The 17,252-nt window shown below is 63.2% G+C and carries 14 protein-coding genes; 1 reads left to right on the forward strand and 13 read right to left on the reverse strand.

Features of this window, described 5'->3' with window-relative positions; translation table 11 throughout:
* Positions 1–70 precede the first annotated feature (70 nt).
* The 9 genes from V1294_RS31860 to V1294_RS31900 form a co-directional block, all read right to left on the reverse strand.
* Positions 71–1,759 (reverse strand): methyl-accepting chemotaxis protein, encoded by a 1,689-nt coding sequence (locus V1294_RS31860; protein ID WP_334502789.1) that lies wholly within the window; start codon positions 1,757–1,759, stop codon positions 71–73.
* Positions 1,760–1,929: 170 nt separating this feature from the next.
* Positions 1,930–2,163, reverse strand: coding sequence for a DUF6894 family protein (locus V1294_RS31865; protein WP_334484262.1), 234 nt, complete (start codon positions 2,161–2,163; stop codon positions 1,930–1,932).
* A 160-nt stretch (positions 2,164–2,323) separates the two neighbouring features.
* Positions 2,324–2,941, reverse strand: a complete 618-nt coding sequence (locus tag V1294_RS31870; protein ID WP_334502791.1) for a hypothetical protein — start codon at positions 2,939–2,941, stop codon at positions 2,324–2,326.
* A 107-nt stretch (positions 2,942–3,048) separates the two neighbouring features.
* Positions 3,049–4,035, reverse strand: coding sequence for an acrylyl-CoA reductase (NADPH) (gene acuI / locus V1294_RS31875; RefSeq protein ID WP_334502793.1), 987 nt, complete (start codon positions 4,033–4,035; stop codon positions 3,049–3,051).
* A gap of 43 nt (positions 4,036–4,078) precedes the next feature.
* The gene (locus V1294_RS31880; protein WP_334484273.1) at positions 4,079–5,329 is read right to left on the reverse strand and encodes an MFS transporter; all 1,251 of its coding nucleotides are present in this window, start codon (positions 5,327–5,329) and stop codon (positions 4,079–4,081) included.
* Positions 5,330–6,039: 710 nt separating this feature from the next.
* A complete protein-coding gene (locus V1294_RS31885; RefSeq protein ID WP_334495995.1) occupies positions 6,040–7,194 on the reverse strand; it encodes an IS110 family transposase in 1,155 nt (384 codons plus the stop codon).
* Between the two features lie 87 nt (positions 7,195–7,281).
* Positions 7,282–8,733, reverse strand: coding sequence for a cell wall hydrolase (locus V1294_RS31890; protein WP_334484276.1), 1,452 nt, complete (start codon positions 8,731–8,733; stop codon positions 7,282–7,284).
* A gap of 416 nt (positions 8,734–9,149) precedes the next feature.
* Positions 9,150–12,020, reverse strand: coding sequence for a pyruvate, phosphate dikinase (ppdK, locus tag V1294_RS31895; RefSeq protein WP_334502795.1), 2,871 nt, complete (start codon positions 12,018–12,020; stop codon positions 9,150–9,152).
* A 176-nt stretch (positions 12,021–12,196) separates the two neighbouring features.
* Positions 12,197–12,352: a DUF3096 domain-containing protein gene (locus V1294_RS31900; protein WP_334484280.1), complete on the reverse strand. Its 156-nt coding sequence runs from the start codon at positions 12,350–12,352 to the stop codon at positions 12,197–12,199.
* A gap of 236 nt (positions 12,353–12,588) precedes the next feature.
* On the opposite strand from V1294_RS31900, the gene V1294_RS31905 reads away from it, so the two are divergent.
* A complete protein-coding gene (locus V1294_RS31905) occupies positions 12,589–12,951 on the forward strand; it encodes a DUF1236 domain-containing protein (RefSeq protein WP_334502797.1) in 363 nt (120 codons plus the stop codon).
* A 138-nt stretch (positions 12,952–13,089) separates the two neighbouring features.
* Here the strand turns inward: V1294_RS31905 and V1294_RS31910 are convergent, their stop codons facing one another.
* The 4 genes from V1294_RS31910 to V1294_RS31925 form a co-directional block, all read right to left on the reverse strand.
* Entirely contained in the window at positions 13,090–13,692 is a 603-nt protein-coding gene (locus tag V1294_RS31910; protein ID WP_108518527.1) for a class I SAM-dependent methyltransferase, read from the reverse strand.
* A 3-nt stretch (positions 13,693–13,695) separates the two neighbouring features.
* Positions 13,696–15,840: a glycine--tRNA ligase subunit beta gene (gene glyS / locus V1294_RS31915; RefSeq protein WP_334502799.1), complete on the reverse strand. Its 2,145-nt coding sequence runs from the start codon at positions 15,838–15,840 to the stop codon at positions 13,696–13,698.
* Positions 15,840–16,775, reverse strand: coding sequence for a glycine--tRNA ligase subunit alpha (locus tag V1294_RS31920; RefSeq protein ID WP_334502801.1), 936 nt, complete (start codon positions 16,773–16,775; stop codon positions 15,840–15,842). Before V1294_RS31920 ends, glyS begins: the two co-directional genes overlap by 1 nt.
* Positions 16,776–16,979: 204 nt before the next feature.
* A complete protein-coding gene (locus V1294_RS31925) occupies positions 16,980–17,168 on the reverse strand; it encodes a hypothetical protein (RefSeq protein ID WP_334504901.1) in 189 nt (62 codons plus the stop codon).
* Positions 17,169–17,252: the final 84 nt, after the last annotated feature.

Raw genomic sequence — 17,252 nt, forward strand, 5'->3', positions numbered from 1 at the left:
CGGTTCGCGTTAAGAAAACGCGTCAAACCAAGAATCTAGAGCTCTGTTTCGATACCATTGAAACGGAGCTCTAGGCGGCGCGTACCGATTCGAGGAATTTGGCGACCTCGAGCTTGAGACGGCTGCTGTCGCCCGACAGCAACTGCGCCGCGGAGAGCACGTGTGACGAGGCGGTCTCCGTCTCGGTCGCGCCACGCTGCACGTCGGTGATGTTGGCGGATACCATCTGCGTTCCCATCGCCGCCTGCTGCACGTTGCGGGAGATCTCCTGCGTCGCCGCGCCCTGCTCTTCCACGGCGGCCGCGATCGCCGAGGAAATTTCGGAAAGCTTTCCGATGGTGCCCGAGATTTCCTGGATGGCGCCGACCGAATCCTGGGTTGCGGACTGAATACCGGTGATCTGCTGACCGATCTCGCCGGTGGCCTTGGCGGTCTGTTCGGCCAGCGCCTTGACTTCGGACGCAACGACCGCAAAGCCACGGCCGGCTTCACCGGCGCGTGCCGCCTCGATGGTGGCGTTGAGCGCAAGCAGGTTGGTCTGGCCCGCAATGTTGTTGATGAGTTCGATCACGTCGCCGATGCGGGCGGCGGCTTTCGACAATTCGCCGACCCGATCGTTGGTCCTTGAGGCCTGATCCACAGCATCGCTTGCCATCCGCGCGGATTCCTGCACCTGCCGGCTGATCTCGTTGACCGAGGACGCCATTTCCTCGGTGGCGGATGCGACCGACTGCACGTTGGTGGAGGCCTCTTCCGAGGCTGCCGAGACGGTGGTGGCAAGCTCCTGGGCGCGCTCCGCGGTCGAAGTCAGCGTGCCTGCGGAAGCCTCGAGTTCGGTCGAGGCCGACGACACGGTTTCGACGATCTCGCCGATCATGGCTTCGAAGTCCCGCGTGATGCTGTCGACGCGACGGCCGCGCTCGATCTTGGCTTCGGCATCGCGGGCGGCGACCTCGTCGGCGGCCTTCTTGGCGATCAGCGCATCCTTGAATACCTGCAGGGCATCCGCCATCGCGCCGATTTCAGTCTTCTCACCGCGGCGCGTTACTGCGGCGGACAGGTCGCCCCTTCCCAGCGCCTGCATCGGCATCACGACGGAGGCAATCCCGCTCGAGAGATCGCGGACCAGATACATCCCCACGCCGATACCGCAGATGACGACGGCAGCGACAATGCCCAGGACGGTCCAGAACGCGAAATTGTAACCTTCCGCAGCCTTCCGGGTCGCGGTGTCCGCTCCCGCATTGTTGAGATTGATGGATTTTTCCAGGAACGCATCGGATTCGGCGGCGATGACCGCAACTTCCTTGGAGATGGCTTCGCTCGCCTCATGCGGAATCCGGCCGATGCTCTGGCGCGACAACTCGATGACCTCCTGGACGCCGGTGATGTACTTGTCCCAGGCGCGCGCCCAGTTCTCGTAGATCGAGCGCTCTTCGGGAGAGGTAATCATCGGCTCGTAAGCCTTGCGATCTTTTGCAATCCTTTCGAGGATGCCGGCCAGTCGCTTGTCGTTGGCGGCCTTCGCCTCCAGCGTTTCCGCCATCACATGAGCACGGAGTGCAACGCGGAACAGGTTGATATCCGCGCGTAGTTCACCGAGCACCCGGACGCTCGGAAGCCAGTTCGAGGCGATTTCCACCGTGTGGGCGTTGATTACCTGCATGCTGCGGATCGCCAGCAGGCCGATGCCGGACATCGCGATCAGCATGAATGCGATCACGGCGATGACCTTGGCGCGGATGGAAAGTGCGGACATGGCTGGCTCACTCAAGCGTTGGAGACAGGCGCCGCTGAATTATGAGGAACTGCCGTCAATCTTCGATGCGCCGGGAATATTCGGCAACGGTACGCATCAGGTCGCAAGCGACGGTTAATACGGCGCTCCGTAAAATTACCCGGGTGCGGGAACGGACACTGAATTGAGCGCTAACCGACGGATTCGGCGACAAGGCGAATCCGGAAAACCGGCCGCTTGGCTTCGTCCAGAAGCTCCATCTGCCATTCGGCGTTCTGTTTCAGGCTGCGCGAAAGGCTGCCGAGCAGGTTACCGCAGACTTTGGTCATCTCGGTCCAGGCGGCCTCGCGGCTTGCGAATTCGGATCCCTGATCGGACGCGCCTGCGTAGCTGCCGTGGCTGATCCGAAAAAAATACAGCGGCATGATTGATCTCATGGGTTGGGCCGCCCCCGGCCTTCTCTGCCGGTCACCAGTTGGAATGAGATTCGCTACCGGGACGTGAATGCGCCAGCCCGTATGACTACGGGTTGGCGTTCGTCAGCTGAAATGGATTCGCCGGAGCCGAGGCCGACTTACCGTGCAATTAATCGGTCGAGCGGCGCAGCTCCGGAGCGCTCTCGGCCTTGGCCGGTTCAGACTTGGCCGATTCAGCCTTTGGCTCGGATTTCACCGGCTCGAGCTTGGCGCTCTCGACCGCCGGCGTTTCGACGCGCGACGTTACCTCGGCACGTGCGTCAGCCGCCGCGCGCGACGGCTCCTCCCGACGAAGCATCGAGCGCGGCCGCGCCACGGAGCGCGCCATCAGCATCTGCGAGGCGCCCTGATGGCGGAAATCGCAATAGGCGAAGCCCATGCCCGAGACGGAGCCGCGGAACGAGCGATCGTCGCGCTTGTCGAGATTGAAGCACGGCTCGAACGGAAGTCCCTTGATCGAAGCACAAACGGCCTGGCCGCGAATCTGCAGCGTGTTGCCGGGCAGGCGCACATGGCGGATCGGGCCGGAGCCGCTGAATTGGACAGAACCGGCTGCGCCGAGATCTTCGAGAATGCGACCGGCGCCACGGGTACCGTCGAAACAGGTAAAGGCGAAAACTTTGCCGCTCACGAACCTGCGCGCCTCGTCAGCATTCATGCTCCCGGCCAGCGCAGGAACGATCATCGCACCGGCCGTGACGGCCCCCAGAACCAAACGCGCAAGCATGCTGCTACTCCAACTTAACAATAGCGCGGGCGCCCGCCTTTACCCCGTGCTTACCATATCAACAGTGGCAACATTGGAGCAGGTTGGTTGGTAAAGTCTGAACGCCGTTAGAGAATTTTTACCACGATTCGACCGCGGACCTGCCCGGCGAGTATTTGCGCACCGGTTCCAATGACCTGATCGAGGGTGATTTCCTGAGTAATATCAGCAAGTTTTCCTTTATCCAAATCGCTGGCGAGGCGATTCCAGGCAAGCTTGCGCTGGGGCAGCGGACACATCACGGAATCGATGCCCAGAAGGCACACCCCGCGTAAAATGAAAGGCGCGACCGAAGACGGCAGGTCCATGCCGGCGGCAAGCCCGCAGGCGGCGATGGCGCCGCCATATTTCGTCATCGAAAGCAGGTTGGCGAGCGTAGTCGAGCCGACGCTGTCGACGCCGCCCGCCCAGCGCTCCTTCGCCAGCGGCTTGGCGGGCCCTGCGAGCTCGGCACGGCCGATCACCTCGGCGGCGCCGATCCCCTTGAGGTAGTCGGCCTCCGAGATGCGCCCGGTGGATGCGATGACGTGGTAGCCGAGCTTTGACATCACGGCGGTGGCGACCGAACCGACGCCGCCGGCAGCTCCCGTCACCACGACAGGGCCGCTCGCAGGCGTCAGGCCATGCTTCTCCAGCGCCAGCACCGACAGCATCGCGGTGTAGCCGGCGGTGCCGATCGCCATCGCGTCGCGGGTCGAAATGTTGTCGGGCAGCCGCACCAGCCAGTCGCCCTTGACGCGTGCCTTCTCGGCATAGGCGCCGAGATGGGTCTCACCCATGCCCCAGCCGTTGCAGACGACCTTGTCGCCGGCCTTCCAATTCGGATGCGAGGATTGTTCGACGGTGCCTGCGAAATCGATGCCGGCGATCATCGGGAAGCGCCGCACCACAGGGGCCTTGCCGGTGACGGCCAGGCCATCCTTGTAGTTCAGCGTAGACCACTCGACCGCAACCGTGACGTCGCCTTCCATCAGCTCGGCTTCGTCGAACTGCGTCAGTGCGGCGGTGGTGCCCTTCTCCGCCTTGTCGATCCTGATGGCCTTGAACGTTCCCACGGCAAACTCCCCGGACTTTTCTCTGTCAGGAGTGTTTACCGCATCAGGCGGGTTGTGCAACCGGGCGCGCGACCGGCTGCTCGACGATCGGCAGGTTGATCAGGGCCGACAGCACGCCGAAGAAGATCGAGAGCCACCAGATCGGCGTATAGGAACCGAACTGCTCGAACACCACGCCGCCGAGCCAGACGCCGAGAAAACCGCCGACCTGATGGCTGACGAAGGCAAAGCCATACAGCGTCGCAAACCAGCGGGTGCCGAACATCAGCGCCACCAGCGCCGACGTCGGCGGCACCGTCGAGAGCCAGGTCAGGCCGGTGGCGGCGCCGAATACGATCGCCGAAAAGGTGGTGATCGGAAACGAGATGAACGCCATGATCGACAGCGCGCGGGCGAAGTAGATGAGCGAGAGAATATAGCGCTTGGGATATTTGTTCTGCAGCCAGCCGACACTGAGCGAGCCGATGATGTTGAAGAGACCGATGGCCGCGACCACCCAGCCGCCGGTCCACGCCGCAACCCCGCGATCGGCCAGATAGGCCGGCAGATGCACGGTGATGAAGGCGAGCTGGAAGCCGCAGGTGAAGAAGCCGAGCACCAATAGAACATAGGAGCGATGGCCGAACGCCTCCGCCAGCGCGGTCTTGAACGATTGCTGGTCGCCGACAGGTTCGTTCGACGACGTCGAAGGCGGTGTCGCGATCGCCAGCGACAGCGGCACGATCAAGAGCATCAGGAGCGCGAACACCGTCAGCGCCGCCTGCCAGCCGAAATTGTCGATCATCGCGACGCCGAACGGCGCGAACAGGAATTGTCCGAACGAGCCGGCCGCGGTGCCGGCGCCGAGCGCAAAGCCGCGCTTCTCGGGCGGCAAGAGCTTGCTGAACGCCGACAGCACCAGGTTGAACGAACAGCCTGATAGACCGAAGCCGATCAGGACGCCGGCGCCGAGATCGAGCGACAACGGCGCCGTGGAATAACGCATCAGCAGCAGACCGCCGGCATAGAGCAGCGCGCCGACGATCATCACACGCAGGATGCCGAAGCGATCGGCGATGGCGCCCGCGATCGGCTGACCCAGGCCCCACAACAGGTTCTGCAGTGCCAGCGCGAGGCCGAAGACGTCGCGGCCCCAGGTGAACTCACGGCTCATCGGCTGGACGAAAAATCCGAGGCTCGAGCGCGGCCCGAAGCTCAGCAGCGCGATCAAGCATCCGCAGATGATGATGACGAGCGGCGTCCGCCAGGTGCCAAGGCCGGAGGATGGACGAAGATCGCCGGTCGTTGCTGACATATGAATTTCCTGCGGGCCGAACCAATGCGCCGGCATGACTTAATGCATTTGCATGAAAACCCCAAGGGGAGCCGCAAAAAAATTCTCGCTGCAGGGCAGCCCTGCAAAATCGGCGAGTGCAATCAATGCAATTTATCAGCCGTGGCGCGTAGGCCGGATGGAGCGAAGCGCAATCCGGGACGGTCTCACATGCGGATCATCCGGCCCCCGGATTTCGCTGCGCTCCATCCGGGCTTGTATGGGGTTGTGGTTGTCAAGGGGAATGATTGATCAGGGCATGTGTTGCTCCCGGTCGTTGTCGTGGAGCGCGCTGCGCTCGCAGTGGCTGTTTCGTTCCGATGGTTGATCGCTGCGCCAGGCGCGGCCGCGGTCAAGGTTGGCCGCAGGCCACCGCCGGAGGCGGCGCGTAGCGACCTTGACGGCGGCAAGGCTGGCGCGAAGCTTTCGGATCGGAACGTTTTGGTGCGCGCGGTGAGCGGGTTGACGCGACATCCTGGACTGGGCCGTGACGTTGTTATGCGGCAGACACCGCATCAACTTGTATCCGGTCGGGTGTGGTGACCCGGACCCTGATCTTTCATGCACGGGTGAAGGTAAGGCCCAGAAGAGACGGGACCCATCTACGAAAGCGGAATCCGAAGACCCAAACCCGGGTTCGGTCACACGTCTGTCCTGGGTCACGTCGGCCGTCATTGGCGCACCGGCGTTCGTTAGAGGCTTGGGCGCAGCGCCGCGCCGGTTGGCACGAGGCCGGTTTCCAGATAGCGCCACAGTGCCACCATCAGCTTGCGCGCCAGCGCTACGATGGCGATCTTGCGGATGCGGCCCTTGAGGTTGCCAACCCGCGCGCGGAACCAGCGGCTCAGCTCGCTGTCGGGCTGATGGCTCAGCCACAGCCAGGCGAGCTCGATTGCGGTCGTTCGCGCCCGGCGATTGCCCGCCTTGCTGATGCCCTGTTGTCGACGGCGGGCGCCGCTGTCGTAGGGCATGTCGGTCAGTCCGACGCAACTGCCGACCTGACGCCGGTTCTTAAAGTCACGGTAGAAGACCTCGTTGGCCAGGAGCTGGGCGATGTGCGGGCCGATCGCCTTGAGTTGGGCAAGCTGAACCGCCTTCGCCTCGACCGAGTCCTTTGCCGGTGCCCGATGCGCGGCCGCATTCGCCGCCTCGAGCGCCCTGATCTGCGTGTGCACCAATACCAGCCGCTCATGCTCGCGGCGGATCTCATCCTTCAGCCGTGGCGGCAGAACGCGCCCATCGCCGGTACGCATCTCGTCCAGACCCGACAAGAAGCCCGGCTTCAGGGGCATGACATCGCGGATGCCCTGGCCATGCAGCAGCCCCTTGATCCGGTTGCTGTGTCCGGTGCGCTCCTTCAGCAGCCGCTCGCGCTCGCGCGTACGCCGTTTGCGATCCTCATCCTCAGGCGTGGGAACCCGAACCATGCTGCAAACCCGCGGTTCGCCCCGCAGGTACGCCAGAAACGAGCGCATCAACTGCGCCAGGTCGATCCGATCGGTCTTGGCACGCCGGGCCCGCCGGTTCACCTCGATGCTCGACGCATCGATCTCGTAATTGAGTACCTCGTTGTCGGCCAGCCAGCGGTGCAGCCAATGACCGTCGAGACCCGCTTCATAGCAGGACAGAATACGAACCGGCTTCCCCGCCTGCGCCGCTTTCGCCCGAGCCTTGACCAGCAAACCCGACAGCGCCGCCAGGTCGCCCCCATCAATCCGGTAACGGCTCATCTTCTCGCCGCCAGGCATCATTATGCCCAGCTGCCATTTCGCCTTGCTCAGTTCGAAAGCAATGTAAACCGTGCCATACTCGCAGCCGGCGGGTGTGTCAGTGTGATCAGTGCGCATCGTTGATCCTCCGGGTGGTTGGGTGCTCGCAAACTCAGCTTACCCCTGACCACCTGCCACCCCATAGGATCTACGGGAACAACAATGCTACCGTTTCGCGCTCGCCTGCTCGGCGGAGCTCTGTGCGGCTTCGGCGAGCTTGGCGGAGATTGCCGCGGTTTCGGCCTGGCTTCCCCAGCTCGGCGCGTCACTGCCGTTGCCCCAGGCGCGCGGCCGGTAGAAGGTGTGCACGCCGGTCTTGTACATCTTCTTCATTTCATTGGCCCAGGACGGCCGCACCCAATAAGCGTGGTAGTGCGTCGACTTGTCGACTTCCGGCAACCAGAGCTGGCCGTCGAGCATCGCCTTGGCGATTTTCTGCGCGCGCTCCCACATATCGGGCTCGCGAATGACGTCCTTGTTGTTGTCGCAGGCGAAGGTGAACTGGCAGGCCAGATGGCGGTGCTTGTTCTGGTAGACCACGCCGCACACGGTTTCGGGATATTTGCCGGAGAAGGCGCGGTTCAGCACCACCTGCGCCACCGCGATCTGGCCCCGTACCGCTTCGCCGCGGGCTTCGAAATAGACCGCTTCCGCCAAACACTTCTCCGACTTGGCGCGCGACTTTTCATCGAACAGGCCGAGACGTTCGGCGGGCGTCTTGGCGCGCTGGTTGTCGGAATTGACTTCGCCCTTCGGCGCAACGCTCTCGCCCATCTCGCCGGCCCGCACCGGACCATCGGCATCGACCGGCAGCGAGGCCATCACTTTCATGTCGGGATCGGGAACAGCGCCCGGAATCACGATGACGGGCTCTTCGCCTGGTCGCCAGCGCTCGATGCTCTCCGGCGAGCCGAGCGACGAACCAAAGAACAGGCTCGAAGTCTTGAACGAGAAGCCGTCGCGCGGCGACGCCGGCGTATGCGCGGCCTCGCGCTTTTCCGGAACAGTCTTGAGATCGTCTTGAGGCCTGGTTTCGAGCGACAGCGACATGTCGTATTGCGCCAGCGGCGGCGCGCGCAGCGCGGCCTGCAGCTCCGGATCGAGCGGCGCGCGCTCGACGGATGGCGCCATCTCGGCGGTCTTGGCGCCCTTGACCGATGTATTCGATGTCGCGGGGTCCTCGGTCGCCGGCGCGCGCCCGGCGGGGCTTGCGGTTTCAGCAGGCGGCGGCGTCACGACGAGACGATCGCCCTTCAGCGTGCGATCGACCTTGGGGAAATCGGCAGCGTGATAACGCGGCGGCGGAGCGACGAGCGGATTGCGCGTCACGGATCCCGTGATGTCGATGCCCTGGTTGTCGAGACTGGCGAGGCGGTAGGTCGCGGTTTGCGGCGAGGAGGTTCCGATCGGACGGCCGAAGGAGAACGTTGCGACCTGAATCGTGCCGGCGGACGAGAACACCCGCTTCTGCCAGCGCTCGGCGACGCCGGGCTGGCGCGCCAGCAGCGAAGCGATATCCTGATATCCGATCTCGGTCGGCATCAAAGCGAAGACGCAGAGACCGAGGCCGAAGGACGCGAACCGCGCGCCCTTCGGCTGGCTACGCAACACAAACATCGATACGCTCACGCAACACTTACACGATCGAACGTCAGTACATCCGTGCAATTCGACCTTTTTTGTTGGTATCGAATTTAGGTTGCCGGGGAGTTAATCGGCGTGGCCTGTGTGCTACACGCAAGACATCACGGGATTTTCGCGGATCGCATGAGAAGTGTTGGTAAACAGACGCGCGATGAAAGTGGTAAATATCCCGTCAACAAAGATGATGAAGAAAATTTTTTGCGCACGTACGCACCACGCTCGCCCACGTCGCGACGCGCGAGTTCCAATTCACGCTATCATGGTGAAAGCAGTCAATCGCAATGACGGCTTTCACGCGTGCGCCAAAACGCGAATGCCCGGGTCATCTAGCGCGAAGACGCGCTTCTGCCCGGGCATGACGTCGTATCCGTTGATAGCGAGCGTTTAAACTACGCCTGGCTCGCGACCGTCTTGCCGAGCGCGGCCTGCGCGGCGGCGAGGCGGGCGATCGGCACGCGATAGGGTGAGCACGACACGTAGTCGAGCCCGATCTCGTGGCAGAACGCCACCGAGGCAGGATCGCCGCCATGCTCGCCGCAAATGCCGACCTTGAGACCGGGCCGGACCTTGCGGCCGCGAGTGACGCCGATCTTCACCAGTTCGCCGACGCCGTCGCGATCGACCGAGATGAACGGATCGATTTCCAAAATCCCCTTGCTGACATAGGTGCCGAGGAAGCTTGCGGCGTCGTCGCGGCTGATGCCGTAGGTGGTCTGGGTCAGGTCGTTGGTGCCGAACGAGAAGAACTCCGCGGTCTGCGCCACGTCGCCGGCCATCAGGCACGCGCGCGGAAGCTCGATCATGGTGCCGACTTGATAGGCGAGCTTCTTGCCGGTTTCCTTCATCACCGACTGCGCCATCGCGTCGATCCGCGCCTTGACCAGGTCGAACTCGGCCTTGGTCGCGATCAGCGGCACCATCACCTCGAGGCCGACGGCCTTGCTGGTGCGCTTCTCGGCTTCGACCGCCGCTTCGAAGATCGCACGCGCCTGCATCTCCGCGATCTCAGGATAGGCAATGGCGAGGCGGCAGCCGCGGAAGCCCAGCATCGGATTGAACTCGGCGAGATCGCGGGCGCGATCGGCGAGCCGGCGCGGATCGGTGTTCATCGCGCGCGCGACTTCCTCGATCTCGGCCTGGGTGTGCGGCAGGAACTCGTGTAGCGGCGGATCGAGCAGGCGGATCGTGACCGGCAGGCCCTTCATGATCTCGAACAGCTCGACGAAATCGGCGCGCTGCATCGGCAGCAGTTTTGACAGCGCCGCGCGGCGCGACTGTTCATCCTCGGAAAGGATCATCTCGCGCACGGTGCGGATGCGGGTTTCCTCGAAGAACATGTGCTCGGTGCGGCACAGCCCGATGCCCTCGCCGCCAAACTTGATGGCGGTGCGCGCATCTTCCGGCGTATCCGCATTGACGCGAACGCCGAGCTTGCGAACCTGATCGGCCCAGCCCATCAGCGTGCCGAATTCGCCCGACAGTTTCGGCTCGATCATCGGCATGCGGCCGGCCAGCACCTGGCCGAGCGAACCGTCGATGGTGATGACGTCGCCGGTCTTGAAGGTGCGCGAGCCGATGCTCATCGTGCCCCGCCCGTAATCGACGCGAATGGCGCCGCAGCCGGAGACGCAGGGCTTGCCCATGCCGCGCGCGACCACGGCGGCGTGCGAGGTCATGCCGCCGCGGGTGGTGAGAATGCCTTCAGCGGCGTGCATGCCGTGAATGTCTTCCGGGCTGGTTTCGACGCGCACCAGAATGACGTTGCGGCCGTCGGCCTGAAGTTTTGCGGCTTCGTCGGACGAGAACACGATCTCGCCCGATGCGGCGCCGGGCGAGGCCGGCAGGCCGGTCGCGATCACGTCGCGCTTGGCCGCGGGATCGATGGTCGGATGCAGCAATTGATCCAGCGAAGCCGGATCGATCCGCATCACCGCGTCCTTTTTCGAGATCAGGCCTTCGTTGGCGAGTTCGACCGCGATGCGCAGCGCAGCTTTCGCCGTGCGCTTGCCGCCGCGGGTCTGCAGCATCCACAACTTGCCCTGCTCGACCGTGAACTCCATGTCCTGCATGTCGCGGTAGTGCTTTTCGAGCAGCGTGTAGAACCGCGTCAGCTCCTTGAAGGCTTCCGGCATCGCGCTTTCCATCGACGGCTTGTCGGAGCCGGATTCCTGGCGCGCTTCCTCGGTGATGTCCTGCGGCGTGCGAATGCCCGCCACCACGTCCTCACCCTGCGCGTTGATCAGGAACTCGCCGTAGAGCTTGCTCTCGCCGGTGGAGGGATTGCGGGTGAACGCTACTCCGGTCGCGGACGTCTCGCCCATGTTGCCGAACACCATGGCCTGCACGTTGACGGCGGTGCCCCAGGATTCCGGGATGTCGTGCAGGCGGCGATAGGTCACCGCACGCGTATTCATCCAGGATGAGAACACCGCGCCGATCGCGCCCCACAATTGCTCGTGCGGATCCTGCGGGAAATCCTTGCCGGTCTCGCGCGCCACGGCTTCCTTGTACTTGCCGACCAGTTCGACCCAGTCGTCGCCGGAGAGATCAGTGTCGAGCGTATATCCCTGGCCGTCCTTGAAGGTGTCGAGGATGTCCTCGAAGTGATGATGCTCGAAGCCGAGCACCACATCCGAATACATCGTGATGAAGCGGCGATAGCTGTCATAGGCGAAGCGGCGATCGCCGGAGAGCTCGGCGAGCGCTTCGACCGTCTTGTCGTTGAGGCCGAGATTGAGCACGGTGTCCATCATGCCCGGCATCGAGGCGCGGCCGCCGGAGCGGACCGAGACCAGAAGCGGATTCTTCGAATCGCCGAACGCCTTTCCGGTCAGCTTGCCGACATGGTCGAGCGCCTTCTCCACCTGCGTCTTCAGCGCGGCGGGATAGGATTTGTCGTGCGCGTAGAAATAGGTGCAGACCGAGGTCGGTATGGTGAAGCCCGGAGGCACCGGCAGGCCGAGATTGGCCATTTCCGCGAGGTTGGCGCCCTTGCCGCCCAAGAGGTCGCGCAGGCCCGCTTTGCCCTCCGCCTTGCCGACCCCGAAGGTATAGACCCACTTGCCGGATTTTACCGCCTCAGCGGCCGGCTTGCGGACTGCGGCCTTCTTGGCCGCGACCTTGGCGGCCGGCTTGGCCGGGGCCTTCTTCAGCGCCTTGCGGGCGGAAGGGGCCACAGCGGCCTTGGACCGGGCCGATGGCTTTGATTTCGCTACAGATTTCACTGCAGCCTTCTTGGACTTCGCGACGGCTTTGGCCATGGATTCCAACTATCCGAAAAGGTGAGAAGAATTGCGCGCCTTACACCACTTTGAAGGGTTCCGCGCAAGCCGCGAAACCCTGCTTTCCTGCGGTATTCGGAATACCGGTTCGCGTGAAGAAAACGCGTCAAACAGGAATCTAGAGTTTCGGTTCTGATTCAATCAGAACCGAAACGCTAGAACCGAAACATCTTGAACACGCCGAGGCCGGCCAAACCGACTACGATCAGGTAGATGGCGACGATGAAATTCAGGAACCGGGGCATAATCAGAATCAAGACTCCCGCAATCAGCGCGACGATCGGGGAAATGTGCGCAGCAGTGATGGTCATTGAAATCTCCGGCTGATGGGTGGGGAATCGAATCGAGGGCCGCAACTTAACCGCTGGCGCGGTTTCGGAATAGCAAGACGCTCACGACTTCAAAGGGTTCCAGGCTCCGCAACAATTCCCCAGAAATGCCGCGTATGAGGCCGCGGTTTTGCCGGAACAATGCCGCGCGGGATGAATTGGCCCGCATGTGTGTGCTGGCGAAAGCCGGCGCCTCTCTTCTCGCGAAGGAGTTGACCATGCGGAACAGACTACTTGCCATTGCGGCGATTGCCGGTGCGATGGCTGCCCCGATCGCGGCTCAGGCGCAAAGCACGATCACCACCGGCACCGCTGGCGGCAGCACGGTCGTCATCGGCGAACACGAAGGCATCACTGCCGACCAGCGGCCGGCCTTCCGCGAATACATCGTGCGTGAGCGCGTGCCGAACTACACGATTTCCGAGCGCGTGACGGTTGGCGCCGTGCTGCCGGAAGCCGGCGTGACCTATTACGACGTGCCGCAATCGTTCGGCATGACGCCCTATCGCTACACCGTGGTGAACGGCCAGACGATACTGGTCGAACCGCGTTCGCGCCGCATCGTTCAGGTGGTCGATTGACCTTCAGTAGCCTGAACGATTGGTCCGGGCGCCGCGCAAGCGGATGTGCGCGAGATACGACCGGACAAAAAGCCCCGCCCGGCGTGTCCCCTCCGGGCGGGGTTTTCTTTGGCCCGGATGCGGTGCAGCTTGGTTCGGCTACTCGCGAATTTCCAGCCCCGGCTTCTTCACCACGAGCCGATGAATCTTCTTTCCGGATGAGGCGCTGACTGCCTCTTCATCCAGCAACACCGTCGTCGCCTTCAATTCCGCCAGCACCAAGGCGGAATCGAAGGCCGCGTAAAGCCGTCCCTGCGCGTCGCGTTGATCAGCGCCCTCGGTAACGCGCCAGCTTAGATAGAGAATACCGCTGGGCTTGACGATATCGAGCAGACGGCGAACCGATGCCGCTATCTGCTTGCGGTCGAGATGCATGATCACGGTTTCGCACAGGACGTTATCGAAGGTGCCTACGCCGCGCAGCTCGGGCAATTCGGCATGCGCGAACTTGAACGAGGGATATCGCCGGCGCGCCTCGTTGAGCAGGCCTTCGGAAGGATCGAAGCCCACGGCCGAAAAACCGTTCGCGTGGAGCCAGGCGACTTCGCGGCCGCAGCCGCAGCCGATATCCGCCGAGGTGCCGCCGCGCACGAAAAACCGCTCGACGACCTCCTGCAGGTCGACGGGCGCCGGCTGAGCGAGCCAGTCCTTCGCGAACGCCGCCGCATCCAGTTCGTAAGCGGCGAGCGTCTGACGGTCCATGATCTAGCCTTCGATCTTCGAAAAATCCGCAACCGCGCGGGTCGCCGCGCGGACCTCGTTCAGGAGCTTTAGTCGGTTCTCGCGCACCTTGGGTTCATCGTCATTGACCTTGACCTTGTCGAAGAACGCATCGACCGCCGGACGCAACTTGGCCATCGCGCTCATTGCGCTGGCGAAATCTTCCCTGGCAACGGCGGAGCCGGCTTCGCCCTTGACCTGATCGATCGCGCTGGCGAGCGCCTTTTCCTCAGGCAAATTGTAAAGCCCGGTATCCGGGGCGCCGTCAAACGTGCGCTTGTCCTTTTTCTCCTCGATCGCAAGGATGTTACTCGCGCGCTTGGTCCCTGCAAGCAGGTTCTTGCCGTCATCGGTGTCAAGGAACTTTCCGAGCGCCTCGACGCGGCGCACCACCAGCAGCAGATCGTCCTGGCCGCCGAGCGAAAACACGGCATCGACGAGATCGTGGCGCGCGCCCTGGTCGCGGAGCTGGACTTTCAGGCGGTCGGCGAAGAAGGCGATGAGGTCCATTGCGACTTGCGGAACCTGCTGCCCCTTCCAAGGTACCGAAATATAGCCCGCCACGGGCTTCGCCACTTGCTGATAAATGCGACGAGCAGGCTCCGCGAGAAGCAAAGCGATGCCAACCCGCAGGTTGTTTTCAACGATCAGCCTAATCGCACCCAATGCAGCGCGACGCAGCGCATAGGGGTCCTTGCTTCCCGTCGGTTTTTCGTCAATCGCCCAAAAGCCAGCAAGCGTATCGAGCTTGTCTGCAAGCGCGACTGCTACACTTACCGGATCAGTCGGCACACGATCCGCCGGCCCTTGCGGCTTGTAGTGCTCCTCACTGGCGGCAGCGACGGAAGCATCTTCGCCCTGCGCCTGCGCGTAGTATTTTCCCATCAAGCCCTGCAGCTCGGGGAATTCGCCGACGACTTCGGTCAGCAAATCAGCCTTCGCCAGATGGGCGGCGCGCTTGGCCTTTTCGACGTCGGCGCCGACCAGCAGCGCGATCTCCGCCGCCAGCCGCTCGATGCGCTTGATCCGCTCCGCCTGCGTGCCGAGCTTCTCGTGAAACACGATCTGATCAAATTTCGGCAGGCGAGCTTCGAGCTTCGTCTTCAGGTCGGTGTCGTAGAAGAACTTCGCGTCCGACAGCCGCGCGCGGATCACGCGTTCGTTGCCGCCGATGATGGTTTTGCCGCCGTCCGTGGCCTCGATGTTGGCGGTGAGGATGAATTTGTTGGTCAGCTTGCCCGTCTTGGGATCGCTGACCACAAAGCATTTCTGGTTATTGCGGATGGTGGCGCGGATCACTTCATCGGGGATCGACAAGAATTCCTTATCGAACGATCCCATCAACGCGACCGGCCATTCGACGAGGCCCGCGACCTCGTCCGCCAGCGCCTGGTCCTCGACCAGGTCAAAGCCCTGCGCGAATGCCAGCTCCTTCGCATCGGCCAGGATGATGTCCTTGCGCGCCTGTGGATCGAGCACGACTTTTGCGGCCTTCAGCTTAGCTTCGTAGTCCTCGAAGCGGCGCACGGAGATCGCAGCGGGCGCCATGAAGCGGTGGCCGAACGTGGTCTGCCCGGCTTCGATGCCGTCGACGGAAAACTTCACCACGTCGGGGTCTTCGGTCTCCGGACCAAAGGTCGCGATGATCGAATGCAGCGGCCGCACCCAGGAGAACGAGCCTGACCTGGCCGAACGTTCGCCCCAGCGCATCGATTTCGGCCATGGGAAGGTTCTGATGATGACGGGTAGAATCTCGGCGAGCACGTCGAGCGTGGCGCGTCCCGGCTTTTCGATCAGCGCGATGTAGAAATCGCCCTTCTTCGGGTCGGTCTGGATCTTGGCGTCTTCGATCCGGGCGAGACCCGTGGCCTTCAAGAATCCCTGGATCGCCGCATCGGCGCCGCCGACGCGCGGGCCGCGGCGTTCTTCCTTCAGATCGGATTGCCGCGCCGGGATGCCGTGCACGGTCAGCGCCAGCCGCCGCGGCGTCGCGAACGCTTTTGCGCCCTCATAGACGAGGCCTTCGGCAACGAGCTTGTCGGTGACCATGCGGCGCAGATCGTCCGCCGCCTTCGCCTGCATGCGCGCGGGGATTTCTTCGGAGAACAGCTCCAGCAGAAGATCAGGCATCAGATCGCCCTGCCCGCTTCGGTGTGTACCCAGGCTTCGCCGCAGGCCTTTGCCAGTTCGCGCACCCGCATGATGTAGCTCTGCCGCTCGGTCACAGAGATCACGCCGCGCGCATCCAGGAGATTGAAAACGTGGCTCGCCTTGATGCACTGGTCATAGGCCGGCAGCGCCATCAGATGTTCTTTCTGGTTGCCGCCCTCGCGCCACCCGACGGCGAGATACTTTTTGCAGGCGTCTTCCGCCATCCTGAACTGCTCGAACAGCATCGTGGTGTCGGCATATTCGAAATTGTGCCGCGAATATTCCTGCTCGGCCTGCAGGAACACGTCGCCATAGGTGACCTTGTCGGCGCCGTCACGGCCATTAAAATTGAGATCGTAGACGCGGTCGACGCCCTGCACATACATCGCAAGACGCTCGAGCCCATAGGTGAGCTCGCCGGCAACCGGCGCGCATTCGACGCCCGCGACCTGCTGGAAGTAGGTGAACTGGCTGACTTCCATGCCGTCGCACCAGCACTCCCAACCCAGTCCCCACGCGCCGAGCGTCGGGCTCTCCCAATCGTCCTCGACGAAGCGGATATCGTGCAGGCTGGAATCGATGCCGATCGCGGCCAGCGACTTCAGGTACAGGTCCTGAAGGTTCGGCGGCGACGGCTTCATGATCACCTGAAACTGATAATAGTGCTGCATCCGGTTGGGATTTTCGCCGTAACGGCCGTCCTTGGGCCGCCGCGAGGGCTGCACATAGGCCGCGTTCCAGCGCTTCGGACCGAGCGCGCGCAGCGTCGTCGCAGGATGGAACGTGCCGGCGCCCATTTCCATGTCGTAGGGCTGCAGGATCACGCAGCCCTGCTCTGCCCAGAACCGTTGCAGGGCGAGGATGAAGCCCTGGAACGAACGTTCCGGGCGCATATGGGCAGGAAGTGCGTCCATCGGCAGAATCGGTCTCGCGAAGGGGGGTTTAAGAGCGCGGGACCGTATCGACGCGGCGGCAGGGAATCAAGGCGATGGGCGGCGGATTGTCGCTCTCCGTCATTCCGGGGCGCGCGTCAGCGCGAACTATGGGGCGCCCTTGCGCCCCTGAGAATCTCGAGATTCCGGGTTCGATGCTTCGCATCGCCCCGGAATGACGAAAGGTTAACCCGGCCGATAAGCTCCGGTGACGGGGTCGCGGCGCAGCGTCGGAATATCGCCCGTCTGGGCCTCGGCGACGCGTGCCAGGCGCGCCTCTTCCAACTCCCTGTTGATGCGGACGGCGGTCTTGTAGGCCCATCGGACCACGGCGAGCCCACCCAGGGCACCCGCGAATGCGATCAGCGGCGGCATCGGTCGATCCTTGTCGTTCACGTGTCAGCCCCCAATGGGTGCATTGTCGCCCAAGCCGGCCTGCGCCGCAATTCCGCTTTTGGG

This window comes from Bradyrhizobium sp. AZCC 1678 (assembly GCF_036924765.1).
In the GTDB taxonomy this organism is placed as follows: Bacteria; Pseudomonadota; Alphaproteobacteria; order Rhizobiales; family Xanthobacteraceae; genus Bradyrhizobium; species Bradyrhizobium algeriense.

Excerpts from the sequence above, each read along its gene's own strand:
- V1294_RS31860 (WP_334502789.1), bottom strand. The coding sequence starts at position 1,759 with ATGTCCGCACTTTCCATCCGCGCCAAGGTCATCGCCGTGATCGCATTC.
- V1294_RS31890 (WP_334484276.1), bottom strand. The coding sequence starts at position 8,733 with ATGTTTGTGTTGCGTAGCCAGCCGAAGGGCGCGCGGTTCGCGTCCTTC.
- V1294_RS31885 (WP_334495995.1), bottom strand. The coding sequence starts at position 7,194 with ATGCGCACTGATCACACTGACACACCCGCCGGCTGCGAGTATGGCACG.
- ppdK (WP_334502795.1), bottom strand. The coding sequence starts at position 12,020 with ATGGCCAAAGCCGTCGCGAAGTCCAAGAAGGCTGCAGTGAAATCTGTA.
- V1294_RS31865 (WP_334484262.1), bottom strand. The coding sequence starts at position 2,163 with ATGCCGCTGTATTTTTTTCGGATCAGCCACGGCAGCTACGCAGGCGCG.
- V1294_RS31925 (WP_334504901.1), bottom strand. The coding sequence starts at position 17,168 with ATGCCGCCGCTGATCGCATTCGCGGGTGCCCTGGGTGGGCTCGCCGTG.
- V1294_RS31900 (WP_334484280.1), bottom strand. The coding sequence starts at position 12,352 with ATGACCATCACTGCTGCGCACATTTCCCCGATCGTCGCGCTGATTGCG.
- V1294_RS31870 (WP_334502791.1), bottom strand. The coding sequence starts at position 2,941 with ATGCTTGCGCGTTTGGTTCTGGGGGCCGTCACGGCCGGTGCGATGATC.
- glyS (WP_334502799.1), bottom strand. The coding sequence starts at position 15,840 with ATGCCTGATCTTCTGCTGGAGCTGTTCTCCGAAGAAATCCCCGCGCGC.
- V1294_RS31910 (WP_108518527.1), bottom strand. The coding sequence starts at position 13,692 with ATGGACCGTCAGACGCTCGCCGCTTACGAACTGGATGCGGCGGCGTTC.
- V1294_RS31880 (WP_334484273.1), bottom strand. The coding sequence starts at position 5,329 with ATGTCAGCAACGACCGGCGATCTTCGTCCATCCTCCGGCCTTGGCACC.
- V1294_RS31920 (WP_334502801.1), bottom strand. The coding sequence starts at position 16,775 with ATGGACGCACTTCCTGCCCATATGCGCCCGGAACGTTCGTTCCAGGGC.
- V1294_RS31905 (WP_334502797.1), top strand. The coding sequence starts at position 12,589 with ATGCGGAACAGACTACTTGCCATTGCGGCGATTGCCGGTGCGATGGCT.